Source organism: Bacillus sp. R45, assembly GCF_021729365.1.
GTDB lineage: Bacteria > Bacillota > Bacilli > Bacillales > Bacillaceae > Bacillus > Bacillus velezensis.
This window is the reverse complement of sequence record NZ_CP091421.1, coordinates 2510594-2536211: the sequence shown is the minus strand read 5'-3', so window position 1 is coordinate 2536211 and position 25618 is coordinate 2510594. Positions and strand designations below refer to the sequence as shown.

The 25618-nt window shown below is 45.6% G+C and carries 28 protein-coding genes; 22 read left to right on the top strand and 6 right to left on the bottom strand.

Annotated features, from left to right (window positions below; all coding sequences use genetic code 11):
• Positions 1-32 precede the first annotated feature (32 nt).
• The 17 genes from L3V45_RS12375 (at position 33) to L3V45_RS12295 (ending at position 16881) form a co-directional block, all read left to right on the top strand.
• Complete coding sequence (locus tag L3V45_RS12375) at positions 33-2165, top strand: HD family phosphohydrolase (RefSeq protein WP_003152972.1); 2133 nt, start codon at positions 33-35, stop codon at positions 2163-2165.
• Positions 2166-2639 (top strand): rRNA maturation RNase YbeY, encoded by a 474-nt coding sequence (gene ybeY / locus L3V45_RS12370; RefSeq protein WP_015387991.1) that lies wholly within the window; start codon positions 2166-2168, stop codon positions 2637-2639.
• Complete coding sequence (locus L3V45_RS12365) at positions 2620-2994, top strand: diacylglycerol kinase family protein (RefSeq protein WP_003152974.1); 375 nt, start codon at positions 2620-2622, stop codon at positions 2992-2994. The genes ybeY and L3V45_RS12365 overlap by 20 nt, the downstream gene beginning before the upstream one ends.
• Before the next feature lie 123 nt (positions 2995-3117).
• Positions 3118-3528: a cytidine deaminase gene (locus tag L3V45_RS12360; RefSeq protein ID WP_236837019.1), complete on the top strand. Its 411-nt coding sequence runs from the start codon at positions 3118-3120 to the stop codon at positions 3526-3528.
• Entirely contained in the window at positions 3509-4414 is a 906-nt protein-coding gene (era, locus tag L3V45_RS12355; protein ID WP_003152978.1) for a GTPase Era, read from the top strand. Before L3V45_RS12360 ends, era begins: the two co-directional genes overlap by 20 nt.
• Positions 4415-4569: 155 nt before the next feature.
• Entirely contained in the window at positions 4570-4713 is a 144-nt protein-coding gene (locus L3V45_RS12350; protein ID WP_007408286.1) for a YqzL family protein, read from the top strand.
• Positions 4714-4749: 36 nt separating this feature from the next.
• Complete coding sequence (recO, locus tag L3V45_RS12345; RefSeq protein ID WP_003152982.1) at positions 4750-5517, top strand: DNA repair protein RecO; 768 nt, start codon at positions 4750-4752, stop codon at positions 5515-5517.
• Between the two features lie 301 nt (positions 5518-5818).
• On the top strand, positions 5819-6706 hold the full coding sequence (gene glyQ, locus L3V45_RS12340) for a glycine--tRNA ligase subunit alpha (RefSeq protein ID WP_003152984.1): 888 nt from the start codon (positions 5819-5821) through the stop codon (positions 6704-6706).
• Complete coding sequence (glyS, locus tag L3V45_RS12335; RefSeq protein ID WP_025852962.1) at positions 6699-8738, top strand: glycine--tRNA ligase subunit beta; 2040 nt, start codon at positions 6699-6701, stop codon at positions 8736-8738. Before glyQ ends, glyS begins: the two co-directional genes overlap by 8 nt.
• Before the next feature lie 100 nt (positions 8739-8838).
• The gene (ccpN, locus tag L3V45_RS12330) at positions 8839-9477 is read left to right on the top strand and encodes a transcriptional regulator CcpN (protein ID WP_003152989.1); all 639 of its coding nucleotides are present in this window, start codon (positions 8839-8841) and stop codon (positions 9475-9477) included.
• Between the two features lie 25 nt (positions 9478-9502).
• Positions 9503-10315: a pyruvate, water dikinase regulatory protein gene (locus L3V45_RS12325; protein ID WP_003152991.1), complete on the top strand. Its 813-nt coding sequence runs from the start codon at positions 9503-9505 to the stop codon at positions 10313-10315.
• A 255-nt stretch (positions 10316-10570) separates the two neighbouring features.
• Entirely contained in the window at positions 10571-11077 is a 507-nt protein-coding gene (locus tag L3V45_RS12320) for a YaiI/YqxD family protein (RefSeq protein ID WP_014418404.1), read from the top strand.
• Positions 11078-11098: 21 nt separating this feature from the next.
• On the top strand, positions 11099-12910 hold the full coding sequence (gene dnaG / locus L3V45_RS12315; protein WP_236837018.1) for a DNA primase: 1812 nt from the start codon (positions 11099-11101) through the stop codon (positions 12908-12910).
• A 191-nt stretch (positions 12911-13101) separates the two neighbouring features.
• Positions 13102-14223 carry an RNA polymerase sigma factor RpoD gene (gene rpoD / locus L3V45_RS12310; protein WP_003152998.1) on the top strand — a complete coding sequence of 374 codons (1122 nt, stop codon included), beginning with the start codon at positions 13102-13104 and terminating at the stop codon, positions 14221-14223.
• A gap of 351 nt (positions 14224-14574) precedes the next feature.
• On the top strand, positions 14575-14937 hold the full coding sequence (gene cccA / locus L3V45_RS12305; RefSeq protein WP_003152999.1) for a cytochrome c550: 363 nt from the start codon (positions 14575-14577) through the stop codon (positions 14935-14937).
• Between the two features lie 125 nt (positions 14938-15062).
• Positions 15063-15767 (top strand): tRNA (adenine(22)-N(1))-methyltransferase, encoded by a 705-nt coding sequence (locus L3V45_RS12300; protein WP_032860295.1) that lies wholly within the window; start codon positions 15063-15065, stop codon positions 15765-15767.
• Positions 15760-16881, top strand: coding sequence for a Nif3-like dinuclear metal center hexameric protein (locus L3V45_RS12295; protein WP_024085615.1), 1122 nt, complete (start codon positions 15760-15762; stop codon positions 16879-16881). The genes L3V45_RS12300 and L3V45_RS12295 overlap by 8 nt, the downstream gene beginning before the upstream one ends.
• 20 nt (positions 16882-16901) lie before the next feature.
• On the opposite strand, the gene L3V45_RS12290 is transcribed toward L3V45_RS12295, so the two are convergent.
• Entirely contained in the window at positions 16902-17846 is a 945-nt protein-coding gene (locus L3V45_RS12290; RefSeq protein WP_003153006.1) for a 4-hydroxy-3-methylbut-2-enyl diphosphate reductase, read from the bottom strand.
• 122 nt (positions 17847-17968) lie between these two features.
• Positions 17969-18664, bottom strand: coding sequence for a VrrA/YqfQ family protein (gene vrrA, locus L3V45_RS12285; protein WP_014305436.1), 696 nt, complete (start codon positions 18662-18664; stop codon positions 17969-17971).
• 165 nt (positions 18665-18829) lie between these two features.
• On the opposite strand from vrrA, the gene L3V45_RS12280 reads away from it, so the two are divergent.
• Entirely contained in the window at positions 18830-20146 is a 1317-nt protein-coding gene (locus tag L3V45_RS12280) for a DEAD/DEAH box helicase (protein ID WP_003153010.1), read from the top strand.
• A gap of 10 nt (positions 20147-20156) precedes the next feature.
• Positions 20157-21050 carry a deoxyribonuclease IV gene (locus L3V45_RS12275; RefSeq protein ID WP_015387993.1) on the top strand — a complete coding sequence of 298 codons (894 nt, stop codon included), beginning with the start codon at positions 20157-20159 and terminating at the stop codon, positions 21048-21050.
• A gap of 29 nt (positions 21051-21079) precedes the next feature.
• On the opposite strand, the gene L3V45_RS12270 is transcribed toward L3V45_RS12275, so the two are convergent.
• Positions 21080-21334 carry a DUF2624 domain-containing protein gene (locus L3V45_RS12270; RefSeq protein ID WP_015387994.1) on the bottom strand — a complete coding sequence of 85 codons (255 nt, stop codon included), beginning with the start codon at positions 21332-21334 and terminating at the stop codon, positions 21080-21082.
• A gap of 118 nt (positions 21335-21452) precedes the next feature.
• Here L3V45_RS12270 and L3V45_RS12265 point away from each other — a divergent pair, with 118 nt between their 5' ends.
• Both L3V45_RS12265 and L3V45_RS12260 read left to right on the top strand, forming a co-directional pair.
• A complete protein-coding gene (locus tag L3V45_RS12265) occupies positions 21453-22334 on the top strand; it encodes a YitT family protein (protein WP_003153016.1) in 882 nt (293 codons plus the stop codon).
• A 123-nt stretch (positions 22335-22457) separates the two neighbouring features.
• Positions 22458-22868: a zinc uptake transcriptional repressor Zur gene (locus tag L3V45_RS12260; RefSeq protein ID WP_003153018.1), complete on the top strand. Its 411-nt coding sequence runs from the start codon at positions 22458-22460 to the stop codon at positions 22866-22868.
• A 31-nt stretch (positions 22869-22899) separates the two neighbouring features.
• On the opposite strand, the gene L3V45_RS12255 is transcribed toward L3V45_RS12260, so the two are convergent.
• Positions 22900-23481 carry a nucleotidase gene (locus tag L3V45_RS12255; protein ID WP_015387995.1) on the bottom strand — a complete coding sequence of 194 codons (582 nt, stop codon included), beginning with the start codon at positions 23479-23481 and terminating at the stop codon, positions 22900-22902.
• A 133-nt stretch (positions 23482-23614) separates the two neighbouring features.
• Here L3V45_RS12255 and L3V45_RS12250 point away from each other — a divergent pair, with 133 nt between their 5' ends.
• Positions 23615-23992 (top strand): DUF308 domain-containing protein, encoded by a 378-nt coding sequence (locus L3V45_RS12250; protein WP_087920773.1) that lies wholly within the window; start codon positions 23615-23617, stop codon positions 23990-23992.
• A gap of 33 nt (positions 23993-24025) precedes the next feature.
• On the opposite strand, the gene ispG is transcribed toward L3V45_RS12250, so the two are convergent.
• Both ispG and L3V45_RS12240 read right to left on the bottom strand, forming a co-directional pair.
• Positions 24026-25144, bottom strand: coding sequence for a flavodoxin-dependent (E)-4-hydroxy-3-methylbut-2-enyl-diphosphate synthase (gene ispG / locus L3V45_RS12245; protein ID WP_236837435.1), 1119 nt, complete (start codon positions 25142-25144; stop codon positions 24026-24028).
• Positions 25145-25276: 132 nt separating this feature from the next.
• On the bottom strand, positions 25277-25579 hold the full coding sequence (locus L3V45_RS12240) for a LysM peptidoglycan-binding domain-containing protein (protein WP_043867293.1): 303 nt from the start codon (positions 25577-25579) through the stop codon (positions 25277-25279).
• Positions 25580-25618: the final 39 nt, after the last annotated feature.

The window sequence follows — 25618 nt, the reverse complement described above, 5'->3', positions numbered from 1 at the left end:
GTTCCTGATGTTTCAGGGAGGAGGTTCTTGTTTTGAAAAAGAAGGAAAAGGGCAAAAGCGCCCGGGAACGGTTCCGCAGTTTCAGACATGCCCGCTCAGCCCATGTGCTGCTGTACCTGCTGCTTTCAGCGATCATGTTTGGTTTGCTCTTTATTCATGTAAAACCTGAATCACTTAATTTGGATTTGTTTTCAGTCAGTGATAAGACGATTTACGCGCCCGCCACAGTGGAAGATCAGCAGGCGACGGAATCGAAAAAACAGGCGGCCGAAGATGCGGTGGAAGATCAATACACCCTGAAAAAAGGCTATACCGACAACCGGCTTGACCTGATCACTTCCATTTTTGACAGCATCGGCGAAGTGAAAAAAGATGCGGAAAAAGACAAAAAGTCACCTTCGGAAAAATCATTGGTCAAATCGGTGAAAAACAAGCTGACACAGGATGTCAATGAATCCGTCTCGGAAGATGCCATTAAATCGCTTCTCCATGCAAACAATGAAGATTTCTCATTTGTGAGGGATTCCGTCATTACCGCGGTGAATACGGTGATGAGCAGTGAAATTCCTTCTGAAAAGCTTGCCGAAGCGAAGGATAAGGTCGCAAAAGAGCTGAAAAGCGCTTCTGTGCCGTCAAAATATTTAGCGGCTGCGACTGAAATCGGAAAATACGCGGTCATTCCGAATTACGTATTTGATCCGAAAGCGACGGATGAAAAACGCCAGGAAGCGTCAGACAGCGTCCAGCCGGTACAGATCAAACAGGGACAGGTTCTCGTGGAAGAGAATGACCTGATCGACCGGGAAGTATACAGGAAGCTTGAACTGACGGGGCTTTTGAATAATTCCAACCTGTTAAAGCCGATCAGCGGTCTGCTTCTGATGATCGGGCTGTTTATCGCCACGCTTGTCTACTATTTTGAGAAACAGCAGCAGGAGCTTAAGCTGAAAAATAAATCTCTTTTGCTGTTTTCTATCATTACAACGCTTATTCTCGTCATTATGGAAGTCGTCAGTCTCTTTCAGAAGATTGAATACACCAATATCGGCTATCTTGTGCCGATCGCCGCCGGCGCGATTTTAATCAGGCTGCTGCTCAATGAAAGGCTCGCCATTTTAGGAAGCATCATTCTGGCGATCTGCGGCAGTATGATGTTTAATCAGGGTGTGACGGGAACATTTAATTACGTCATCGGCATTTACTATTTAATCAGCAGCATTTCAGGCATTCTGTTTTTGGGGAAACACAATGCGAGATCAAAAATATTGCAGGCGGGACTGTTCGTCTCATTTATTAATATGATTATCGTGCTGTCGCTTTTATTAATACAAAATACGGCGCTGTCACCTGTTGAAATCGGAACGCTGATGCTGATGGGGGTCGTCTCGGGACTTGCTTCATCCGTTTTGATTATCGGTCTGATGCCGTTTTTTGAGACGGGATTCGGCATTCTTTCAACGATGAGGCTGATTGAACTGTCTAATCCGAATCATCCCCTGCTTCGAAAGATTTTAACGGAAACACCCGGTACATATCATCACAGCGTCATGGTGGCAAATCTGTCGGAAGCGGCTTGTGAAGCCGTAGGGGCAAACGGTCTTTTAGCACGGGTCGGAGCGTATTATCACGATCTCGGCAAAACGAAACGTCCGCAATATTTTATTGAAAATCAGATGAATATGGATAATCCGCATGACAAGCTGTCTCCTCAGCTCAGCAAAAATATCATTATTGCACATACGACAGACGGTGCGAATATGCTCAGAAGCTATAAGTTTCCGAAAGAGCTTGTGGATATCGCGGAGCAGCATCACGGAACGTCCCTTTTAAAATTCTTTTATTATAAAGCGAAAGAAAAGGGCGACCAGATTACAGAGAAAGAGTTCCGCTACCCGGGGCCGAAGCCGCAATCGAAAGAAGCGGCTATTATCTCAGTGGCCGACAGCGTTGAAGCCGCCGTCCGTTCCATGCATAATCCCAATCCCGAGCGGATCGAAAAACTGGTGCGGGGAATTATATCCGATAAGCTTCAGGACGGACAATTCTCAGAATGTGATCTCACGTTCCGAGAACTGGATACGATCGCCAAAACGCTATGTGCGACTTTAAAAGGAATTTTCCACTCCCGGATTGAATATCCGGAGGCTACGAAGAAGGTGAAATAAATGGGTTTACTCATAGATATTGTTGATGAAACGAACAGCGTCTCAGCTGATGCGCTCCAAGAAGTGGAGAAGCTGCTCCAATTCGCGGCGGAAAAAGAAGGCGTTCAGGATCAGGCTGAAGTATCGGTCACGATTGTGACAAATGAAGAAATCAGAGAAATCAACAGAGACTACCGGGGAAAAGACACGCCGACTGACGTCATTTCGTTTGCGCTTGAAGAAGAAGGCGAAGACGAGGTTGAAATCGTAGGCGCCGACATGCCGCCTGTTTTAGGAGATATTATCATCAGCGCAGACAGAACGAAAGAGCAGGCGGAAGAGTACGGCCATTCGTTTATGAGAGAGCTCGGTTTTCTGGCCGTGCACGGCTTTTTGCATTTGCTTGGCTATGATCACTTGACAAAAGAAGAAGAGGAAGAAATGTTTTCAAAACAAAAGGATTTGCTGGATGAGTATGGACTCACGAGATCATAAAAACGAGTGGAGCAGGTTCCTGAAGAGCTTTGTCCATGCATGGAGGGGAATCTGGAAAACGGCGCGGTCAGAGCGGAATTTTCAATTTCATATTACCGCGGCCTGCGCCGTTATCGTTTGCGGTTTTCTTACCGGGCTGAGCACAGCCGAATGGGCCGTTGTTTTGGTGCTGATCGGAGGGATGCTTGCTTTGGAGCTTTTAAATACGGCGATAGAGCATGTTGTGGATTTAGTTACTGATCAGTATCACCCGCTCGCAAAAGCGGCAAAGGACGCGGCCGCCGGAGCCGTTTGCGTCTTTGCCGTGATATCGTGTATCATTGGTTTACTCATCTTCCTACCGAAGATATGTTAGCAGAAGATTCTTACAATTATTTTACATTGCCAAAAATGGGCGTGAAAAACCGATCGTAATTATGTAAAATAAAAGTGACAGCGGTATCATACAGGATAAAGGTAAGAGAGGAATTAAGTACACATGAACAGACAAGAATTGATTGCAGAAGCATTAAAAGCACGGGACACAGCGTATGTGCCGTATTCAAATTTCAGAGTGGGAGCCGCTCTTCTTACCAAAGACGGAAAAGTGTACAGAGGCTGCAACATTGAAAATGCGGCATACAGCATGTGCAACTGTGCTGAACGCACGGCGATATTCAAAGCTGTTTCCGAGGGGGATACGGAATTTGCGATGCTCGCCGTGGCTGCGGATACTCCGGGACCGGTTTCGCCGTGCGGAGCCTGCAGACAAGTAATTTCCGAGCTGTGCTCAAAGGATATGCTTGTTATTCTGACCAACTTACATGGACAAATAAAAGAAATGACTGCGGAAGAATTATTGCCGGGCGCATTTTCATCGGAGGATTTACATGACGAACGAAAGCTTTAAATCAGGATTTGTATCTATCATCGGAAGACCGAACGTAGGAAAGTCTACCTTTTTAAACAGGGTCATCGGTCAAAAGATCGCCATCATGAGCGACAAACCCCAGACGACAAGAAATAAAGTCCAAGGGGTGCTGACAACCGGCACGTCGCAGACTATTTTTATTGATACACCGGGCATTCACAAACCGAAGCACAAGCTTGGCGACTTTATGATGAAAGTGGCGCAGAATACGCTGAAAGAAGTTGACTTGGTGTTATTTATGATCAACGCCGAAGAAGGGTACGGAAAGGGCGACGAGTTTATCATTGAAAAGCTCGGACAGACGTCCACGCCGGTCTTTCTGATCGTAAACAAAATTGATAAGATCCACCCTGACCAGCTGCTTCTTTTAATTGATGAGTACCGTGCGCGCTATCCGTTTAAAGAAATCGTGCCGATCTCAGCTTTGGAAGGGAACAACGTCGAAACCCTTCTCGCGCAGGTTGAAGCGTATTTACCGGAAGGGCCTCAATTCTATCCGAGCGATCAGGTGACTGACCATCCCGAGCGGTTCATTATTTCTGAACTGATCAGGGAAAAGGTGCTCCATCTGACAAGGGAAGAAGTGCCGCACAGCATCGCTGTCGCTATCGAGTCCATTAAAGGGCAGGAAAACGGCTCCGTCCATGTCGCCGCCACCATTGTAGTTGAGCGGGATTCTCAAAAAGGCATCGTCATCGGGAAAAAAGGAGCGCTTCTGAAAGAAGTCGGCAAAAGAGCGCGGGCTGATATTGAAGCGCTGCTGGGTTCACGCGTTTACCTCGAATTATGGGTGAAAGTGCAGAAGGACTGGCGGAATAAAATGTCTCAGCTGCGTGATTTCGGCTTCAAAGAGGATGAATATTAATTCATCTAAAGCGCATGCCTGATGTGTGGGATTACCTCACAGAAACAGGGCTTCGTTAGCAAAATTTGTTTAACATGAAAAGGAGGACATCAGGTCAAGATAAGGGTAAGAATTTGGATTGGCAAGCTAGTTTAATGATGAAAGGTGGGTTTTTTGTGTTGAATTTTACCTGGAACGTATTTTCTCAAACAGGAAGTGTTGATACGTACCTTCTTTTTAAAGAACTGGAAAAAGAGAACCTGGAAAGACCCGAAGAACCGGAAGATGAGCTAGCCCGAATTGATTTTCCAATTTTGTAAACCTCTTGGCCCCTCCCGTTGTTGGAAGGTGCGGAAATGCTGACTAAATGTGAAGGAATCGTGCTCCGTACGAATGACTACGGGGAGACGAATAAAATCGTGACATTGCTGACGAGGGAACACGGCAAAATCGGCGTCATGGCAAGGGGCGCCAGGAAGTCAGCCAGCCGGCTGTCAGCAGTCAGCCAGCCGTTTTTGTACGGGTCATTTTTAATGCAAAGAACATCCGGACTCGGCACGCTCCAGCAGGGTGAAATGATTCTCAGCATGAGAACGATCAGAGAAGATTTATTTTTGACGGCGTATGCCGCTTTTATCGCTGAACTCACTGACAAAGGAACGGAAGAGAAGAAACCGAACCCCTATTTATTCGAATTGATTCTCGAATCCTTTAAGAGGCTGAATGACGGGACTGACCCGGACGTGATCACATTCATCGTGCAGATGAAAATGCTCGGCGTCATGGGGCTGTATCCGGAGCTGAATCATTGTGTCCACTGCAAAAGCGGGGAAGGGACGTTTCATTTTTCGATAAGAGATAACGGTTTTATCTGCCACCGCTGCTTTGAAAAGGATCCGTACAGAGTTCCGATTTCGCCGCAAACGGCAAGGCTGCTAAGGCTTTTTTATTACTTTGATATCGGAAGGCTCGGCAGCGTCTCGTTAAAACAGGAAACCAAAAACGAAATTAAACAGGTCATTGATCTGTATTACGAGGAATATTCAGGACTTTATTTAAAGTCAAAACGGTTTTTAGACCAGATGGAAAGCATGAAGAACCTTTTGGATGAAAACAAAAGTTGACATTCTGCCCATCTTTTTATATGATCATTTATTATAAAATATGTTGCAGTGACAGAAAGAAGTACTTGCGTCCAACTCATACAAGCGACCTTAGGACAGTGTAAGCTAAGGATGAGCGCGCAACGAAAGGCATTCTCGAGCAACCCTTTAAAAAGAGGCTGAGTGATTCACATCCTCAGCAACTAGGGTGGAACCGCGGGAGAACTCTCGTCCCTATGTTTGCGGCCGGCAAGCATAGAGACGGGAGTTTTTTGGTTGCCGCCGCACTTGTAAAAGAATGGAGAAAGTGGAGGTGCTTGAAATGAACATTCAAGATATGATTTTAACCTTGCAGAAGCACTGGTCGAATGAAGGCTGTGTGCTCATGCAGTCGTATGATGTGGAGAAAGGCGCAGGCACAATGAGCCCGTATACATTTTTACGAAGCATCGGGCCGGAGCCGTGGAGAGTGGCTTACGTTGAGCCGTCCAGACGGCCTGCGGACGGACGGTACGGTGAAAACCCGAACAGGCTTTATCAGCATCACCAATTCCAAGTCATTATCAAGCCGTCGCCTGATAACATTCAAGAGCTTTACCTTGATTCATTGCGTGCGCTCGGCATTGACCCGCTTGAACATGATATCCGTTTCGTAGAAGACAACTGGGAAAACCCGTCTTTAGGCTGTGCAGGTCTCGGCTGGGAAGTATGGCTTGACGGGATGGAAATTACTCAGTTTACATATTTCCAGCAGGTGGGCGGAATTGAATGTAAACCGGTGTCCGTTGAGATCACATATGGTATTGAACGTCTCGCGTCATATATTCAGGATAAAGAAAACGTCTTTGATCTTGAATGGACGTCAGGATTTACTGTGAAAGATTTATTTATGATGGCTGAATATGAGCATTCCGTTTATACTTTCGAAACATCTGACGTGGATATGCTTTTCCATTTGTTCAGCACCTATGAAAAAGAAGCGATCAGACAAATGGATAACGGGCTTGTGCATCCGGCCTATGATTATGTGCTGAAATGCTCTCACACATTTAATCTGCTTGATGCAAAAGGCGCGATCTCTGTGACAGAGCGGACGGGTTATATCGGCCGTGTCCGCAACTTAGCGAGAAAAGTGGCAAAAACGTATTATGAAGAACGGGAAAAATTAGGGTTCCCAATGCTTAAAGAGGAGGGCTCTTCCCATGAGTAAACAAGACTTGCTTTTAGAGATCGGACTCGAGGAAATGCCGGCGCGGTTTTTACATGACAGCATGGTGCAGCTCGGTGAAAAGCTGACCGGCTGGCTTGCTGAAAAAAATATCGCCCACGGCGAAGTGAAACTTTTTAATACGCCGAGACGTCTGGCAGTATATATAAAAGACGTAGCAGAAAAACAGGCTGATATTCAGGAAGAAGCAAAAGGCCCTGCGAAAAAAATCGCTCTGGATGCTGACGGAAACTGGACAAAAGCCGCTATCGGATTTTCAAAAGGCCAAGGCGCCGGAGTGGATGACCTGTATATAAAAGATGTAAACGGCACGGAATATGTCTTCGTTCAAAAATTCCAGGCGGGACAAGAGACGAAGACACTTTTACCGCAGCTGGAAAATTTGATTGCCGGAATGCATTTTCCGAAAAACATGCGCTGGGGCACGCAGGATCTGCGCTATATCCGTCCGATCAAATGGATTGCCGCCCTCTTTGGAAAAGACGTCATTCCGTTTGAAATCACAAATGTCAAGACGGGCCGGAACACGCAGGGACACCGCTTTCTCGGCCAAGAAGTATCTGTTGATGCGCCGTCATCATACGAAAAGCTGCTGAAAGAACAAAGCGTCATTGCTGACCCGAAAGAACGCAAACAAATGATCCAAAGCCAGCTGGATGCGCTTGCGGCCAAGAAGAAATGGAACATTCCGGTCGATGAGGATCTGCTGAACGAAGTCAACCATCTGGTGGAATATCCGACGGCGCTTTACGGATCTTTTGAATCCGAGTTTCTTTCTATCCCTGAAGAAGTGCTTGTGACAACAATGAAAGAGCATCAGCGCTACTTCCCGGTAAAAGATGAAAACGGGAATCTGCTTCCTCATTTTATTACGGTGCGAAACGGGAACAGCCATGCAATTGAAAATGTTGCCCGCGGAAACGAGAAAGTGCTGAGAGCAAGGCTTTCAGATGCTGCGTTCTTCTACAAAGAAGACCAAAAGCTGAACATTGATGAAAACGTGAAGAAATTGGAAAATATCGTTTTCCATGAAGAGCTCGGCTCCCTTGGAGATAAAGTAAGAAGAGCGGTCACCATTGCGGGCAAACTTGCCGTCCGCCTGAAAGCGGATGAACAGACGCAAAAACTTGTGAAGCGCGCCGCAGAGATTTCTAAATTTGACCTGGTTACACATATGATCTATGAGTTCCCTGAGCTTCAAGGCGTGATGGGAGAAAAATATGCGCGCATGCTCGGTGAAGATGATGCCGTCGCTGCCGCTGTCAATGAGCACTATATGCCGAGAGCGGCCGGGGGAGAAGTGCCTTCAACCTTTATCGGCGCGGTCGTGGCGTTAGCTGATAAACTGGACACGATTGCTTCCTTCTTCAGCATTGACGTAATTCCGACAGGTTCTCAGGATCCGTACGGATTGCGCCGTCAGGCAAGCGGCATTGTTTCCATTCTGATCGACCGCAACTGGGGCATTTCTTTTAAAGAACTGCTGTCGTTGACAGAAACGGAAAAAGAGAATGAGCTCCTTGATTTCTTTACACAGCGTCTGAAATACGTCTTAAACGCTGAAGACATCCGTCATGACGTTATTGAAGCCGTTCTGGACAGCACAGAGCTTGAGCCGTATGCAGCCGTTCATAAGGCAAGAGTGCTTGAGAAGCACCTCGGCACACCCGGCTTTAAAGAAACGGCTGAATCACTCGGCCGGGTTATCTCCATCAGTAAAAAAGGCGAGAGCCGCGATATCAAGCCGGATCTGTTTGAAAATGAACAGGAGAAAAAGCTGTTTGACGCTTATGAAAAAACAAAAGACAGTGTCGCGGAAAGCTTTGCCTCCAAAAACTATGAACAGGCGCTTGCCGTGCTCAGCGGATTAAAAGAGCCGATCGAAGATTACTTTAATCACACGATGGTAAATGCGGACGATGAAGCATTAAAAACCAACCGTTTAGCGCAAATGACCGCTCTTGCAGATGTGATCAAGTCTTTTGCTAATATGAATCATCTTATTGTAAAATAAAGAAAAAGACGGTTGCTGTGTGATCGGCAATCGTCTTTTCCCCTTTTACATAAACATCACAGAATGAAAACATAGATAAAGAAACCCTTCCATAAAGGTGGTGAGTACGATCGAATTAAATAAACGGCAAGAACAAATTTTACAGATTGTAAAGGAAAACGGCCCGATTACCGGAGAGCATATCGCAGAACAGCTCAATTTAACGAGGGCCACGCTGCGGCCGGACTTGGCCATACTCACCATGTCAGGCTTCTTAGAGGCCCGTCCGCGGGTCGGTTATTTTTATACGGGGAAAACGGGAAATCAGCTGCTTGCGGATAAATTGAAAAAGCTGCAAGTGAAAGATTTTCAATCGATCCCTGTTGTCATCAATGAAAATGTCTCGGTATACGATGCCATCTGCACCATGTTTTTAGAAGATGTCGGCACGTTATTTGTCGTAGATCGTGATGCTGTCTTAGTCGGTGTGCTGTCACGCAAAGATTTGCTGCGGGCGAGCATCGGCCAGCAGGAACTTGCCTCAATACCGGTTCATATTATCATGACAAGAATGCCGAATATCGCCGTCTGCCGGCGTGATGATTATGTGATGGACATCGCCAAGTATTTAATTGAAAAACAGATCGATGCCCTGCCCGTTATTAAAGATACGGATAAAGGCTTTGAGGTCATCGGCCGGTTTACCAAAACGAATATGACTAAGATACTTGTCAGTTTATCAGAAAATGAAATCATATAAGCTTGAAAACTAACGGGGGGATAACATGGACAATCGCATCATTTATGTAGTATCAGACTCAGTCGGAGAAACCGCCGAACTCGTTGTAAAAGCCTCGCTCAGCCAGTTTAACGGCTCAGCCGATGATACGCATATCAGAAGAATACCTTATGTGGAAGATATCGGCACCATTAATGAAGTCGTGTCTCTCGCCAAAGCGGACGGCGGCATTATTTGTTTTACGCTCGTTGTTCCTGAAATGCGCAAATACCTGGTTGAACAAGCGGAAAAAGCGAATGTGCTGTATTACGATATTATCGGTCCGCTCATCGATAAAATGGAATCGGCTTACGGTTTGACCGCCAAATATGAGCCCGGCCGCGTCCGGCAGCTTGATGAAGATTATTTCAAAAAGGTCGAGGCGATCGAGTTTGCCGTCAAATATGACGATGGCAGGGATCCAAGAGGCATTTTAAAAGCCGATATCATCCTGCTCGGAGTATCCAGAACGTCTAAAACCCCATTATCACAATATCTTGCCCATAAGCGTCTGAAAGTGGCCAATGTGCCGATCGTTCCTGAGGTCGATCCGCCGGAAGAACTGTTCAGTGTTGATCCGAAAAAATGCATCGGCTTAAAAATCAGCCCTGATAAACTGAACCATATACGTAAAGAACGGTTAAAATCTCTCGGCTTAAATGACAAAGCCATTTACGCCAATATCAACAGAATTAAAGAAGAGCTGGAGTATTTTGAGAAAATTGTGGACCGGATCGGCTGCCAAGTCGTTGACGTTTCGAATAAAGCAGTCGAAGAAACAGCGAACATCATTCATCATCTCAAAACAAAGGGCCGATAACTCAGGACGCTTTATCCTGGGTTTTTGGGTATGCAAATAGGGAATAAACAAAAAGGATGGCATCTTCGCGAAGTTTGTATTATAATAAAAAATTGTGATAAAATGTTTATTTTTAGGTTTAAGCTTCGTGTGATACGAATAAACTATTATGGGTAAGATGTCAAGAATAACTCCCGGAAATTTTTCGACAAAGCTCAAAATAGATCCGCAGTCATGGAGCATATGCGATTTCGCTTGTTTTTATGCAGGAGATTGATGGAGGGATGGAGAATTAGTCTTCTAAATGAAAAAGAAAAGACGATTTTTGTCGATGCAGACGCATGCCCCGTAAAAGAGGAAATAATGCTCATTGCATCGCAATTCAGCGTTCGGGTTATTTTCGTCGCATCATTTGAACACTACCAGCTTTCCAGAAGCAAAGACGAGAACTGGGTATACGTTGATCCTCATAAAGAAGCGGCAGATTTATATATCGCAAACCATGTGAGATCGGGAGACGTCGTAGTCACGCAGGATATCGGTTTAGCATCTCTTTTGCTGAACAGAAATATTGCCGTCTTATCGGAAAGGGGCCGTTCTTATACTGAAGACACGATTGACTTCGCTCTGATGAGCCGTCATATGTCAGGCAAAATGAGAAGAAGCGGCATTCATTCCAAAGGACCTAAAAAATTAAATAAAGAAGATCGGAATCGATTTGTTACCCTGCTTAAAAAAATCCTGTCGAATGATGAAGGGATTTCAAATCAAAACATCGAATAATGTACGACGGAGTGTTATAAGATGGGAAACCGCATACCAGATGAAGTAGTTAATCAGGTGCAGCAGTCAGCAGACATTGTTGAAGTCATAGGTGATTATGTCCAATTGAAAAAGCAAGGCCGCAACTACTTTGGGCTCTGTCCGTTTCACGGGGAAAACACGCCCTCGTTTTCCGTCTCCAGCGATAAGCAGATCTTTCATTGCTTCGGATGCGGAGCGGGCGGGAACGTTTTCTCTTTCTTACGGCAGATGGAAGGCTATTCATTTACGGAAGCTGTTTCTCACCTTGCGGATAAATATCAGATTGATTTCCCTGATGATATAACGATTCACTCTGCATCCAGGCCTGAATCTTCCGGAGAGCAGAAGATGGCGGAAGCCCACGAGCTTCTGAAGAAATTTTACCATCATTTGCTAATAAATACAAAGGAAGGCCAGGAAGCGTTAGATTACCTTTTATCAAGGGGTTTTACGAAAGAGCTCATAGATGAGTTTGAAATCGGCTACGCGCTGGATTCCTGGGATTTCATGACGAAATTCTTGAAAAAGCGCGGTTTTGAGGAAGAAATGATGGAAAAAGCGGGTCTGCTGATCAGAAGGGAAGACGGCAGCGGGTATTTTGACCGTTTCAGAAACAGAATTATGTTTCCCATTCATGATCACCACGGAGCCGTGGCGGCTTTTTCAGGAAGGTCGCTCGGAAGCCAGCAGCCGAAGTATATGAACAGCCCGGAAACGCCGCTGTTTCATAAATCTAAGCTGCTGTATAACTTTCATAAGGCGCGCCTGCCGATCAGGAAAGAGGAGAGAGCCGTTCTGTTTGAAGGCTTCGCTGACGTCATATCCGCCGTCAGCTCAGGCGTAAAAGAAAGTATCGCCACAATGGGGACGTCGCTCACCGAAGAGCATGTGAAAATCCTCAGAAGAAATGTTCAGGAGGTCATTCTCTGCTACGATTCGGATAAAGCCGGGTACGAAGCTACGCTGAAAGCGGCCGGCCTGCTCCAGAAAGCCGATTGTAAGGTAAGAGTAAGCATGCTGCCTGACGGGCTTGATCCTGATGATTATATCAGAACCCGGGGCGGAGAAAAATTCCGGACCGATATCATTGATGCAAGCGTTACGGTCATGGCTTTTAAAATGCAATATTTCCGCAAAGGGAAAAACTTATCTGACGAAGGAGACCGGCTCGCTTATATGAAAGAAGTACTGAAAGAAATCAGCGCTCTTTCCGGGTCGCTTGAGCAGGAAATGTATGTGAAGCAGCTCGCCTCAGAATTTTCTCTTTCGGTAGAATCTTTGACGGAACAGCTTTCCATCTACGCCAGACAAAACGCCCCCGGCGACAAAAACGCCGAACCGCAGACAAGACGGGCCCGGGTGACGACTAAAGCGAAACGGCGCCGTCTCCGTCCCGCCTATGAGAACGCGGAAAGACTTCTGCTCGCTCATATGCTGAGAGACCGAAACGTCATCAAGAAAGTGATTGAGCGTGTCGGCTTTGAATTTAACATTGACGGACATCGTGCGCTGGCAGCATACCTGTACGCTGTTTATGAAGAGGGTGCTGACATGACGCCGCAGCATCTTATGGCGAGAATGCAGGATGAGGAAATCAGCCAGCTGCTTTCAGATATAGGGATGCTCCAAGTAAACGAGGAGCTCTCAGAGGCCGAGTTATCCGATTACGTAAAAAAAGTGTTGGATCACCGAAAATGGTCAATGATAAAGGAAAAAGAAGCAGAAAGAGCGGATGCGGAGAGGCAGAAAGACTTCGTGAAAGCTGCGTCTCTGGCTCAAGAAATTGTTGCATTGAACCGATCATTAAAGTAACAACAAATAGAGGCTTGCGTTCTGATTGGCAATGATTCCTTGCGGAGGAGCAAATAGATCGCTTAACCTCATCATGAATTGTCATTATTATCCGCAGCCCTGCATGCTGAAAAAGAGAGAAGGCTTCCGGGTCGGATAAGAAACATACCGCTTTTAGAATTCGTTGCAAGCTTTGGAAGGAGGGATCCATAATGGCTGATAAACAAACCCACGAAACAGAAACAGAACTTACATTAGACCAGGTAAAAGAGCAGCTTACTGAAACTGGAAAAAAACGTGGCGTTTTAACATATGAAGAAATTGCTGAACGCATGTCCAGCTTTGAAATTGAATCAGACCAAATGGATGAGTATTATGAATTTTTAGGAGAACAAGGTGTTGAATTAATTAGTGAAAATGAAGAAACGGAAGATCCTAATATTCAACAGCTTGCCAAAGCCGAAGAAGAATTTGACCTTAATGACCTCAGCGTACCGCCTGGCGTAAAGATCAATGATCCAGTCCGCATGTACCTTAAGGAAATCGGACGGGTAAATCTTCTTTCTGCTAAAGAAGAAATCACCTACGCTCAAAAAATTGAAGAGGGTGACGAGGAATCTAAACGCAGACTGGCTGAAGCAAACCTTCGTTTAGTTGTCAGCATTGCTAAACGGTATGTCGGCCGCGGCATGCTTTTCTTAGACTTGATCCAAGAAGGAAACATGGGTCTCATGAAAGCCGTCGAGAAGTTTGACTACCGTAAAGGATATAAATTCAGTACGTATGCGACTTGGTGGATCAGACAGGCGATTACACGCGCCATCGCTGACCAGGCGAGAACAATCCGTATCCCGGTTCACATGGTGGAAACCATTAATAAATTAATCCGGGTGCAGCGTCAGCTTCTTCAGGATCTTGGCAGAGAGCCGACACCGGAAGAGATTGCTGAAGACATGGATCTTACGCCTGAAAAAGTCCGTGAAATATTAAAAATTGCTCAAGAGCCAGTTTCTTTAGAAACACCGATCGGTGAAGAAGACGACTCACATCTCGGTGATTTTATCGAAGACCAGGAAGCGACATCTCCGTCGGATCATGCGGCATATGAGCTTTTAAAAGAACAGCTGGAAGATGTGCTGGATACGTTGACAGATCGTGAAGAAAACGTGCTGCGTCTCCGTTTCGGTCTGGATGACGGACGCACAAGAACTTTGGAAGAAGTCGGCAAAGTGTTTGGAGTAACGAGAGAGCGTATTCGCCAAATTGAAGCAAAAGCGCTTCGCAAATTGAGACATCCGAGCAGAAGCAAACGTCTGAAGGATTTTCTCGAATAGAATGGAACGGGTCTTTTTGATCCGTTCTTTTTTTATGTATAAGATATATGGATAATATACCTTTATTTTACTGGATAAGCATATGTTTTGCAAATGAGTTTGGAAAAAATGCGGCATGTCCTGAAAGGGGGAAAATGAGACAAGTTTATTTATATTCTTTATTGTAAGCGTATACAATTCATTATACAATAGAATAAAGATAATTTTGTGGTAAGCAAAACAGTTATTTTTGCTTTTTGTATAAATTGTGAAATCATTGAAATTGCTGAGCAAGACCATTTACTTTTTGTAAAAATAAGTTAGAATTAGAAGTGTTTACATAGGGGGAGAATGAAAAAGGGGGATGGAGATATGAAGTGGAATCCGCTGATTCCTTTTTTGCTCATTGCAGTGTTGGGAATAGGGCTGACTTTCTTTTTAGCTGTAAAAGGCAATGGAGATGCGCATCAGATCGCAAGCGGCGGTGAAAGCAAAAATGCCGAGAAGGAAACTGCAAACGCTTCACCTGAAGAGATTTATAAAGCCAACTGCATCACCTGTCACGGAGAAAACTATGAAGGTGTGTCAGGGCCGAACTTAAAAGGCGTCGGCAAAAGAAAAGATGTCGCTGAGATTAAAACAAAAATTGAAAAAGGCGGCAACGGGATGCCTGCGGGCCTTGTGCCGGCCGAAAAGCTGGATGACATGGCAAAATGGGTTTCTGACATTAAATAAAGCTTTACCGGTCCCTATATAAAAGACATATGAAAAACTCTATCCGCCGCTTGGATTCCGGGCGGTTTTTTTATATGATAGTAAAGGAAAAAGAACCTGAGAAAAGTTGTGATATTGTGAATGAAATGAAGTTATCGAAAAGATTGCAGTCTGTGGCGGAATATATCCCTCCGGGTGCCCTGGTTGCTGATATCGGGTCAGACCACGCGTATCTTCCTTGCTATGCCGTTTTGAATCATTTGGCAAGCCGGGCAATCGCCGGTGAAATTACAGACGGACCGTTTCTATCCGCCAAACAGCAGGTGGAAAAACTGGACTTAAGCACTCTTATCTCCGTAAGGAAAGGTGACGGGCTGAGCGTCCTTGAAAAAGGAGAAGCCGGCGCCATTACGATCGCTGGCATGGGCGGAGCGCTGATCGCTCATATTTTGGAGTCGGGAAAAACGAAATTGACAGGGCGTGAACGGCTGATTCTGCAGCCGAATATTCATGCCGTTCATATAAGAGAGTGGTTGTATCAGGAAGGCTATGAACTGCTTGATGAAGTGATTCTCGAAGAAGACGGAAAGTGTTATGAAATCCTCGTTGCGGAAACTGGCGACCGTGATGCGCCTTATCGGGACGTGCCGATGGCTGCCGGAATGCTTGCGGGTCCGTTTTTATTAAAAGAGAGGAATGAAGTGTTTCTTCGGAAATGGAGCCAGGAACTTAAGCATACTGAACAAATTTATGAACAGATCAGCCGCAGCGCAAAGCATGAAAATCATGAAAAATTAGCTGAATTGAAAGAGCGGATTTCTCTGCTGAAGGAGGTAATCGGACATGCCTAAACATGTGAACGGACAGGAAATCATCCAGCTGTTTGAACAATTTTCACCGAAGGCTTATGCGGTGGAAGGAGATAAAATCGGACTGCAGATCGGTACATTGAATAAGCCGGTGAAAAATGTCATGGTGACACTGGATGTTTTGGAACAAACGGTAGATGAAGCCATTGAGAAAAAAGTTGACTTAATTATCGCCCACCATCCGCCGATTTTTCGGCCGCTTAAACAGATCACCACTGATCAGCCGGGCGGAAGACTGATTGAGAAATGTATAAAGCATGATATTGCCGTATATGCAGCTCATACGAATCTTGATGTAGCGGACGGCGGTGTTAACGATCTGCTTGCCGAAGCTCTCGGCCTGACAGACACTGAAGTGCTCGTCCCGACATATTCGGACCCGATGAAAAAACTTGCCGTATATGTTCCGAAAGACTATGAAGAAGCTGTAAGAACCGCACTCGGCAACGCCGGAGCGGGACATATCGGCAATTACAGCCATTGCGCGTTCTCTTCTGAGGGAATCGGGAGCTTTAAGCCGCTGGACGGGGCAGACCCGTTTATCGGACAGACGGGAGAGCTGGAACTCGTCCATGAAGTGAGACTTGAGACCGTTTTTCCGGCAAGTATGGAGAAAACCGTCGTAAAAGCGCTGAAAAAAAGCCATCCGTATGAAGAGGTGGCATATGATATTTATCCGGTGGAGCAGTCTCCGCTTGAAAAAGGCCTCGGCCGGATCGGAAAACTTCAGCAGGACATGACGCTTGAAGAGTTTGCTCTGTTTGTGAAAGAAAAGTTTGACGTTAACGGAGTCCGGATGGTCGGAGAGCGAAACAGCAAGGTGAAAAAGGTCGCGGTTCTTGGCGGCGACGGAAATAAATATATTTATCAGGCAAAGCGGAAAGGTGCAGATGTTTACGTGACGGGCGACCTTTATTTTCATGTAGCGCATGATGCGATGATGATGGGATTAAACGTCGTGGACCCGGGGCATTATGCTGAAAAGATCATGAGAAAAGGCACGGCTGAGAAGCTTACGGCAATGGCCGGAGAGAAAAACTATGACGTGCGCATTTTCGCTTCCGAAACAGATACAAACCCATTTACCTTCTTATAAAAAAACTGAGGCCCCGGGCCTCAGTTTTTTATTTTTACTTTCGGAAGAATTTTTTTGAGCGGCACACTGTGTTCAAGCTGCCATGTCGATTCATCGTTGTGGTCAAACTGCTCTAAAAAGCGGATGACTTCCTTTGTAATCGGTGTCGGTGTTGATGCGCCTGCGGTAACGGCGACGGTATTGACGTCTTTCAGCCATTCGAGCTTCAGTTCACTGATGTCTCCGATTCGGTAGGCTTTTGTTCCGGCGATTTCTTCTGACACTTGAGCCAGCCTGTTGGAGTTATTGCTTTTCGGATCGCCGACAACAATGGTTAAGTCCGCTTTTTTTGCCTGCTCTGATACAGCTTCTTGACGAACCTGTGTGGCCAGGCAGATTTCCTGATGGTATTCCACGTGCGGGTACTTTTCTTTGACTGATTCCATAATATCGTGGACGTCCCACTGGGACATTGTCGTTTGGTTTGTAACGATTAATTTCTCAGCCTGAATATCGAGATTTCTGACGTCTTCTTCTGTTTCAACGAGATGAACGATTTCAGGAGCGACGCCGACGGCTCCTTCAGGCTCGGGGTGGCCTTTTTTGCCGATGTATATGACATGATAGCCTTCAGCTTTTACTTTTCGGATTAAGTCATGTGTTTTCGTGACGTCCGGGCATGTGGCATCAATCGTAACAAGCCCTTTTTCCTCAGCGGCTTTTCTTACTTCCGGAGATACCCCGTGAGCCGTGAAAATAACGGTTCCTTTTTCCACCTGCTTTAAAATCTCCAGACGGTTTGTGCCGTCAAGCGTGTAAATGCCGTCTTCCTCAAACGCATCTGTGACATGCTTATTATGAACAATCATTCCGAGTATATATATAGGTCTTGGCAGTGTTTTATCGAGTGACGCGTTTTTGGCTATGACCATGGCATCAACAACGCCGTAACAGTAGCCGCGCGGCGATATTTTGATAACGTCCAATGTAGATGTCCTCCTATCAAAAGTGAGTGTAGAGGCAATATAAAAAGCCGTAGTTAAACGGCTCAAATCTTGCATTCTTCTGATCTCATTATAGCTAATCTTTCGTGAGATATCAAAGAATGTTAAATATATAATTTCGGCTTTGATCTGCCCGATGTTCTTTTTGGACGCGGCTGTTCCGCTGAGTCTGCCTGTGCGGCGTCTTTTTCTTTTGAAGCGGATGCTTTTTCAGACGTCTTCTTTGATGTGTTGGATGAGGCGTCTGATTTGTTTTCATCTTCTGTTTCATCTGTTTTTTCAGCTTCATCCTTTTTATCCTGTTCGTCTGTTTCTTTTGTCTCGTCAGATTCATTCTCATCATCGCTGCTGCTTAATTGGCTGTAAAGCTTCATCATGGCGGGCAGACTCCGTACTAAAGGACCGTACTGCTGAATCATCGGTGTAACCTGCTGCGCCACGCCGAGCACCTTCTGAACGTTGCCGAGCATGCTCGACAGGGATGCCGGACTTGCCAGGTTCTGTATTCCCTGCAGTCCTGCACCTGCTCCTCCGCTGGCCGCCGCCGGTGCCGACGCGGCAGCGCTTCCTCCTCCTGAACCGGGTAAAAAACGGGAAAGCATCCCTTTTAAGCCCCCTCCGCCGCCCGTGCCTGCGTTTCTCAGGCCCGCTCCGGCAATCTGCTGCTGAGGGAAAAGCTGCCGGCCCTGCTGCATCAGCTGCCGGCCCGGCAATGACGGTCTTCCTCCCATCATCATACGCGGATTCATCAACGGCCGGCCCTGCTGCGCCATATTTCTCATCGGCTGCTGTGGAAACATACTTGTACCTCCTTTCTGTCTCTCTGCTATTACAATATGCATCGGAGGGGGCATTTGCTTTTCTGTCTCGAAAACAGGATTCCCCCAAGACATGGTGTTTTTAAGTAAAATCGGTTATAATGTGATGATGGACACAGAATGTGCCGCTTTAAGGAGCTGGGAAAAATGAAAGAAACTAAATTTGATGGATACAACTTAAAACCGTTTATTATAGATGCAGTTCACCGCCTTGGTTTTTATGAACCGACAGATATTCAAAAGCGGCTGATACCCGCCGTGCTGAAAAACGAAAGCGTGATCGGGCAGTCCCAGACGGGGACGGGGAAAACCCACGCCTATTTATTGCCAATTTTGAATCGGATTGATCCGGGTTCTGATACGGTGCAGGCTGTTATCACGGCGCCGACGAGAGAGCTTGCCAATCAGATTCATCAGGAAGCGCTCAAAATCACACAGGGTGCGGAAGATGAGCCGATCCGGACAAAATGTTTCATCGGAGGGACGGACAAGCAAAAATCAATTGATAAGCTGAAAACACAGCCTCATCTCGTCGTCGGAACGCCGGGCCGGATCGCGGATCTGATTAAGGCGCAGGCATTGAACGTCTATAAAGCGCAGTCTCTCGTCATTGACGAAGCAGATCTGATGCTTGACATGGGCTTTTTAGAAGATGTTGATTATATCGGATCGCGGATGCCGGAAGAACTTCAGATGCTTGTGTTCTCAGCTACGATTCCGGAAAAGCTGAAGCCGTTTTTGAAAAAGTATATGGAAAATCCGAAGTACGCGCATGTTGAGCCGAAAAGAATCACAGCCGAAAAGATTGAACATGTTTTGGTTCCTTCTAAACAGCGTGATAAAGACAAGCTGCTTTTTGATATGATGTCTCATCTGAACCCTTATCTGGGCATTGTGTTTGCCAATACGAAAAACACGGCTGACCATATTGCGAAATACCTGACTGAAAAGGGCATGAGGATCGGTCTTCTGCATGGGGGATTAACGCCGCGTGAGCGTAAGAAGGTAATGAAACAGATTAATGATCTGGAATTCACTTATGTCATTGCGACAGACCTTGCGGCAAGAGGAATTGACATTAAAGGCGTAAGCCACGTCATCAACTATGAGCTTCCGGACGATCTGGATTTTTATGTTCACCGCGTCGGGAGAACCGCACGCGCCGGTTCATCAGGCCAAGCACTGACCATTTATGAGCTTTCTGACGAAGATGCGCTCGTAAGACTCGAAAAGATGGGTATTGTGTTTGACTATGCGGAGCTTGTAAACGGCGAATGGAAGAAAGGCGATGACCGCCATCGCCGCAAAAAACGCAAAAAATCGGAGAATGAGGCCGACCAAATGGCGAAGCGCCTCGTGAAAAAACCGAAAAAAGTGAAGCCGGGCTATAAAAAGAAAATGAGCTACGAAATGGAAAAGATAAAAAGAAAGCAGAGAAGAAACAAATCTAACAAAGGAAAGTAGGGGACTCGGGTTGCTGAAAATAGGTTCACACGTCTCAATGAGCGGAAAACATATGCTCCTTGCCGCAAGCAAGGAAGCTGTTTCGTACGGGGCGAATACATTTATGATCTATACGGGCGCTCCCCAAAACACGCGCCGCAAAAAAATTGAAGACTTGAATATCGAAGCGGGCCGCGCCCATATGAAGGAAAACGGCATCGATGAGATTGTCGTGCATGCGCCGTACATCATTAACATCGGAAATACGACAAATCCGGCAACGTTTGAGCTGGGTGTTGATTTTCTGCGTTCTGAAATTGAAAGAACGGCAGCGATCGGCGCGAAACAGATCGTGCTTCATCCGGGAGCGCATGTCGGAGCCGGGGCTGAGACGGGCATCAAAAAAATCATTGAAGGTTTAAACGAAGTGATTGTTCCCGGTCAAAACGTGCAGATTGCGCTGGAGACAATGGCGGGCAAAGGGTCAGAATGCGGAAGAAGCTTTGAAGAGCTGGCCGAGATCATTTCGGGGGTTACGCATAATGAACATCTATCCGTCTGCTTTGACACTTGCCACACCCATGACGCCGGGTATGATGTCGCCAATGATTTTGACGGTGTTCTTAACGAGTTTGATAAAATCGTCGGCATCGATCGGATAAAAGTCCTTCATGTGAATGACAGTAAAAATATTAAAGGCGCCCGGAAAGACCGCCATGAAAATATCGGGTTCGGAGAGATCGGTTTTGACGCTCTGCAGTACATCGTTCATCACGAGCAGCTTGCCGATATTCCGAAAATCCTCGAAACACCGTATGTAGGCGAAGACAAGAAAAATAAGAAGCCGCCGTACCGTTTTGAAATCGAAATGCTGAAAGAAAAGCAGTTTGATCAGGAGCTTCTTGAAAAAATATCAGCTCAATAAAAAAGGAGGGGGAATTGCCCCCTCCTTTTTTACCCTGAGAATTGATTGAAAAGTTCGTTAACTTTCCGAGCCGTTTCTTTTGAGGTTATCGTTTCCACTTTTTTCAGCAGGCGAAGCCGCTCCTGTTCATCAAAAATATTGATGTTTTTTCCGTGCATCAGAGCCGCTACCTCAGCCGCTTGACTTCTCGTAATGCTGATTCCGTATTGCTTGGAATATTTCAGAAGATCGTCCGCAGTGACTTGATTGAGCCGCTGCAAAATAATTCTTTGTATTAAAATCATCGATACTTTCACCTCTTTAGACATAATGTATTGAGCAAATCATTAAAATGTTACGGCTTTTAATGGTAAAATGAAGTTGCTTACTGTTTAAAATAGTTATTACAGGAAAGGAGATTTTATGACCCCAAATAAACAGCATAAAAGAGAGTCATTTTTACACTTTATCTTCAGGGTCATTATGATTCTGATCGGGGCGGGTTCAGCCGCTGTAAGTATTGAATTGTTTCTGGTCCCTAATAATTTTATCGACGGAGGCATTATCGGTGTTTCATTAATTTTAGACCACCTCTTTATGTCCAATCCCCTCCTCAATTTCGCCTTATTCGTTGTGTTACTCAACATTCCATTTATGATTTTCGGATATAAATATATCGGAAAAACATTTCTCATCTCTACTGTTATCGGAATTGTCGGTTTAGCGCTGATTGAATCCTCCTTGCACCATGTGGAGGCCATTACGACCCAGCCTATTTTGGCGACGGTATTCGGCGGGCTTTTGCTCGGTTTCGGGGTAGGCCTTGTCATCCGAAACGGAGGCTCGATGGACGGTACTGAAATACTCGGTATCCTTCTCACAAAAAAGCTGCCCTTCTCAGTCGGAGAATTCGTTATGCTCATCAATGTGTTTATTTTTATTTGGGCCGGTTTTGTGTTCGGTCCGGAGCAGGCGATGTATTCTTTCATGACTTATTATATTGCCATGAAAACGATTGACGCCGTCATCCAGGGGCTTGATGAAACAAAAGCGGTCATTATTGTGGCAGATCAGTATGCGGAAATTTCAGACGCAATCTTGCATCGGCTTGGAAGGGGAACCACCAAGCTTCAGGGAAAAGGCGGATATACGGATGAATCCAAAGAAGTCATTTACGCGGTCGTGACAAGGCTTGAAGTGACTAAATTGAAATCCATTGTGTTTGAAATTGATAAAAACGCCTTTATTACGATCATGAATACCCATGAAACGAGGGGCGGTAAGTTCAAAACCGCGATTCACTAGGCTTTCATTTACTTTTCATCATTTTATAGGTATAATTTGATACATCATAAGAAAATGGCCTGCTGTTCAGACAGCTGCCATTTTCTTTTTGGAGCGATACCGTGTTGTAAAGGGGAGGTCCTCATGAACGTACAAGAAGCGTTGAACCTGCTGAAAGAAAAAGGGTATAAATATACGAGTAAGCGAGAAGACATGCTGCAGCTTTTTGCTGATTCTGATAAATATCTGACCGCCAAAAACGTGCTTGCCGCATTAAATGACGACTATCCGGGTCTGAGTTTTGATACCATATACCGAAATCTTTCGTTATATGAAGAACTCGGCATTTTGGAAACGACGGAGCTTTCCGGAGAAAAACTGTTCCGTTTTACATGCTCTTATACCCATCATCATCACCATTTTATTTGTTTAACCTGCGGGAAAACGAAGGAAATTGAGTCCTGTCCGATGGATAAGCTGCACGATGATTTGGAAGGGTATGAAATCAGCGGCCATAAGTTTGAAATTTACGGCACCTGTCCGGCGTGCCGATAAAAAACCTCCTGCTATATACAGGAGGTTTTTTTCAGCTTTTAACATGCTGAAAGCTGTGTTTGTTTTTATTAATCCAGGCGACGGCTTCAAGCCAATTATGCACCCTGATAATATTGGAATCGATGGGGAGCTGATTATATGGGGAGTTAAAAAGGATAACCGGAATGCCTGCTTCTTTTGCGATCATTGTCGCGTTGCCGTGGTGATCTTCGAAAAATAAATCAATGCCGTGTTTTTTGACAGCTTCCACTTTGTGATGGCCTCCGACAAGCTCAATGTGATCGTAATGAATGTCCCGGTTTGCAAACCAGTCCAGCGTAACATCTTCTAAGTGGCCGCGTCTTGCCGTAATGTAGATAAGACGGTGCTCTTCTTTCAGTCCGTCCAGTGCCTGCTTGGCAAATTCCGCGAGCTTCGCTTCTTTATATATGGCTGCTTCATGAACGTTCATCCATTCCCAAAATTCCTCGTCTGTAATGTTCAAAAGCTTCGTCAGATCATAATCAGTCATATCATCCAAGGTAATGGAAAGATGAAATGAGCGGTTTAAATAAGGGACAAATGTATCCTGTGCCGTAACTGTGCCGTCAATATCTATACCTAACCGTAACATGTCCACACTCCTATAAATTCATCCCTTCAAGTGTAACATAAACAATTAACAATACCAGAAAAGTTTAGCAAACATGAATCCGTAAAAAACGCGGAAACTAAAAAAGCTCCTTTCATAAAAGAAAAAGGGGGAATTGAAGGTGGCATACGATTACGAAAATCGAAAAGGCAACGACTATTACGTGGATCATGGATCGGAAGGAACCGATATCACGCGTGATGTTTATTCAGAAGAAACAGCGGCCGAAATCTCAGAGCCATATCGTGCTTCTGACCGGGCAGCAGACCGTGATGATAATCGGGACGGAGTAAGTGAAGGCCGGGGGATAGGGTATGCAGCATTGGCTATTTCTATCATTTCCCTGTTTGTGCTCCCTGTTTTATTAGGGGCATGCGGCATTATCGTCGGCTATATCGCCAGAAGAAGAGGAGCAGGCGCTTTAGGCGGATGGGCGATGGGAATCGGTATTGTTTCCCTTGTGCTTGGCATCTTCATTACACCGTTTTTTTAACACAACGCAAAAAAAAGCTTGGCGGAATATCCGTCAAGCTTTTTGTGTTTCTTGTTCTGCTTTTGTTTTTTCCGCTTCAAGCTTTGCATAGTGTTCTTCTGCCAGCTTGTCGATTTCTTTTTTCAGCTCTTCGACCATTGTTTCTTCAGGGACTTTGCGGACGATTTGGCCTTTGCGGAAAAGAAGTCCTTCGCCGCGCGCGCCGGCAATCCCGATATCAGCTTCTCTTGCTTCGCCCGGTCCGTTAACGGCACATCCGAGAACCGCTACTTTAATCGGCGCTTTGACTTTAGAAATGTATTCTTCCACTTCATTTGCGATGCTGATGAGATCAATTTCGATCCGTCCGCATGTCGGGCATGAAATAAGCGTAGCCGCGTTTGAAGCAAGACCGAATGATTTCAGCAGTTCTCTGGCTACTTTTACTTCTTCAACAGGATCGGCGCTCAGAGAGATCCGGAGCGTGTTACCGATTCCTTTGCTTAAAATCGCTCCGAGTCCGGCCGCGCTTTTTACCGTTCCGGCAAACAGCGTGCCCGATTCTGTAATTCCGAGGTGAAGCGGATAATCAAATGCTTTTGACGCTTTTTCGTATGCTTCTATGGCGAGGTTGACGTCAGACGCTTTCATACTGACGATGATGTCATGAAAGTCAAGGTCTTCCAGGATTTTGATATGATGAAGCGCACTCTCAACCATTCCGTCAGCAGTCGGATAGCCGTATTTTTCTAAAATGCGCTTTTCCAAAGATCCCGCGTTTACGCCGATCCGGATCGGAATTCCTTTTTCTTTCGCCGCTTTTACGACGGCTTCCACTTTTTCGCGACGGCCGATGTTTCCCGGATTGATTCTGATTTTGTCGGCCCCGCCCTCAATTGCTTTTAATGCAAGCTTGTAGTCAAAATGAATATCGACAACGAGAGGGATGGAAATTTGTTTTTTGATGTCGGCAATCGCGTTAGCGGCGCGTTCGTCCGGACATGCCACCCGGACAATTTGGCAGCCGGCTTCGGCTAAACGGTTGATTTCCGCAACTGTTGCTTCTACGTCGTGTGTTTTGGTCGTCGTCATACTCTGAATGACGACTTCGTTATTTCCGCCTATTGTTAAAGGTCCCACTTTGACGGGACGCGTTTTTGTACGATGTGTGATTTCACTCACTTGTCAATCGCTCCTTAATTGTAGTTACCGCTTTTGCAGGCTGAGCCTTTTACATGTCAGGCAACTTCTATTTACATGTTATATTGTAACAGTGTATTTGCCGAACTGACAAGAAATTAACGTTTAATTGCGGTAGACGGGGAATTTATAAGCGGTGCCTGCCTGAATGGCGTTTGCTTTTACATTCGGATTCAGCGCTTCAAAATCTTGTGCAATATCATCTGGCGCTTTACGTGCGCCGACTATCGACATCACCGTATCGCCTTTTTTGACCGTAACCGTTCTGTATGAAGCTTCCTGTTGGGCTGGCTGTGCCGCCGCTGCGTATGCTGGAAGGTCTTGAGAAGGGATCGTGCCGATTTTAAGATCGTAAAAGATAATGAATATCACAAATAAACTGCCGAATACAAAAGTAAGCCGCTTCATTCCAACCGCCTCCCGCATACATTTTTACTTCATTGTATG

Excerpts from the sequence above, each read along its gene's own strand:
- L3V45_RS12270 (WP_015387994.1), bottom strand. The coding sequence starts at position 21,334 with ATGATTTTAATACAAAGAATTATTTTGCAGCGGCTCAATCAAGTCACT.
- L3V45_RS12240 (WP_043867293.1), bottom strand. The coding sequence starts at position 25,579 with ATGAAGCGGCTTACTTTTGTATTCGGCAGTTTATTTGTGATATTCATT.
- glyS (WP_025852962.1), top strand. The coding sequence starts at position 6,699 with ATGAGTAAACAAGACTTGCTTTTAGAGATCGGACTCGAGGAAATGCCG.
- era (WP_003152978.1), top strand. The coding sequence starts at position 3,509 with ATGACGAACGAAAGCTTTAAATCAGGATTTGTATCTATCATCGGAAGA.
- L3V45_RS12325 (WP_003152991.1), top strand. The coding sequence starts at position 9,503 with ATGGACAATCGCATCATTTATGTAGTATCAGACTCAGTCGGAGAAACC.
- rpoD (WP_003152998.1), top strand. The coding sequence starts at position 13,102 with ATGGCTGATAAACAAACCCACGAAACAGAAACAGAACTTACATTAGAC.
- L3V45_RS12320 (WP_014418404.1), top strand. The coding sequence starts at position 10,571 with ATGGAGGGATGGAGAATTAGTCTTCTAAATGAAAAAGAAAAGACGATT.
- L3V45_RS12255 (WP_015387995.1), bottom strand. The coding sequence starts at position 23,481 with ATGTTACGGTTAGGTATAGATATTGACGGCACAGTTACGGCACAGGAT.
- dnaG (WP_236837018.1), top strand. The coding sequence starts at position 11,099 with ATGGGAAACCGCATACCAGATGAAGTAGTTAATCAGGTGCAGCAGTCA.
- ybeY (WP_015387991.1), top strand. The coding sequence starts at position 2,166 with ATGGGTTTACTCATAGATATTGTTGATGAAACGAACAGCGTCTCAGCT.
- vrrA (WP_014305436.1), bottom strand. The coding sequence starts at position 18,664 with ATGTTTCCACAGCAGCCGATGAGAAATATGGCGCAGCAGGGCCGGCCG.
- L3V45_RS12360 (WP_236837019.1), top strand. The coding sequence starts at position 3,118 with ATGAACAGACAAGAATTGATTGCAGAAGCATTAAAAGCACGGGACACA.
- recO (WP_003152982.1), top strand. The coding sequence starts at position 4,750 with ATGCTGACTAAATGTGAAGGAATCGTGCTCCGTACGAATGACTACGGG.
- L3V45_RS12365 (WP_003152974.1), top strand. The coding sequence starts at position 2,620 with ATGGACTCACGAGATCATAAAAACGAGTGGAGCAGGTTCCTGAAGAGC.
- L3V45_RS12300 (WP_032860295.1), top strand. The coding sequence starts at position 15,063 with ATGAAGTTATCGAAAAGATTGCAGTCTGTGGCGGAATATATCCCTCCG.
- L3V45_RS12265 (WP_003153016.1), top strand. The coding sequence starts at position 21,453 with ATGACCCCAAATAAACAGCATAAAAGAGAGTCATTTTTACACTTTATC.
- L3V45_RS12280 (WP_003153010.1), top strand. The coding sequence starts at position 18,830 with ATGAAAGAAACTAAATTTGATGGATACAACTTAAAACCGTTTATTATA.
- cccA (WP_003152999.1), top strand. The coding sequence starts at position 14,575 with ATGAAGTGGAATCCGCTGATTCCTTTTTTGCTCATTGCAGTGTTGGGA.
- L3V45_RS12260 (WP_003153018.1), top strand. The coding sequence starts at position 22,458 with ATGAACGTACAAGAAGCGTTGAACCTGCTGAAAGAAAAAGGGTATAAA.
- L3V45_RS12295 (WP_024085615.1), top strand. The coding sequence starts at position 15,760 with ATGCCTAAACATGTGAACGGACAGGAAATCATCCAGCTGTTTGAACAA.
- glyQ (WP_003152984.1), top strand. The coding sequence starts at position 5,819 with ATGAACATTCAAGATATGATTTTAACCTTGCAGAAGCACTGGTCGAAT.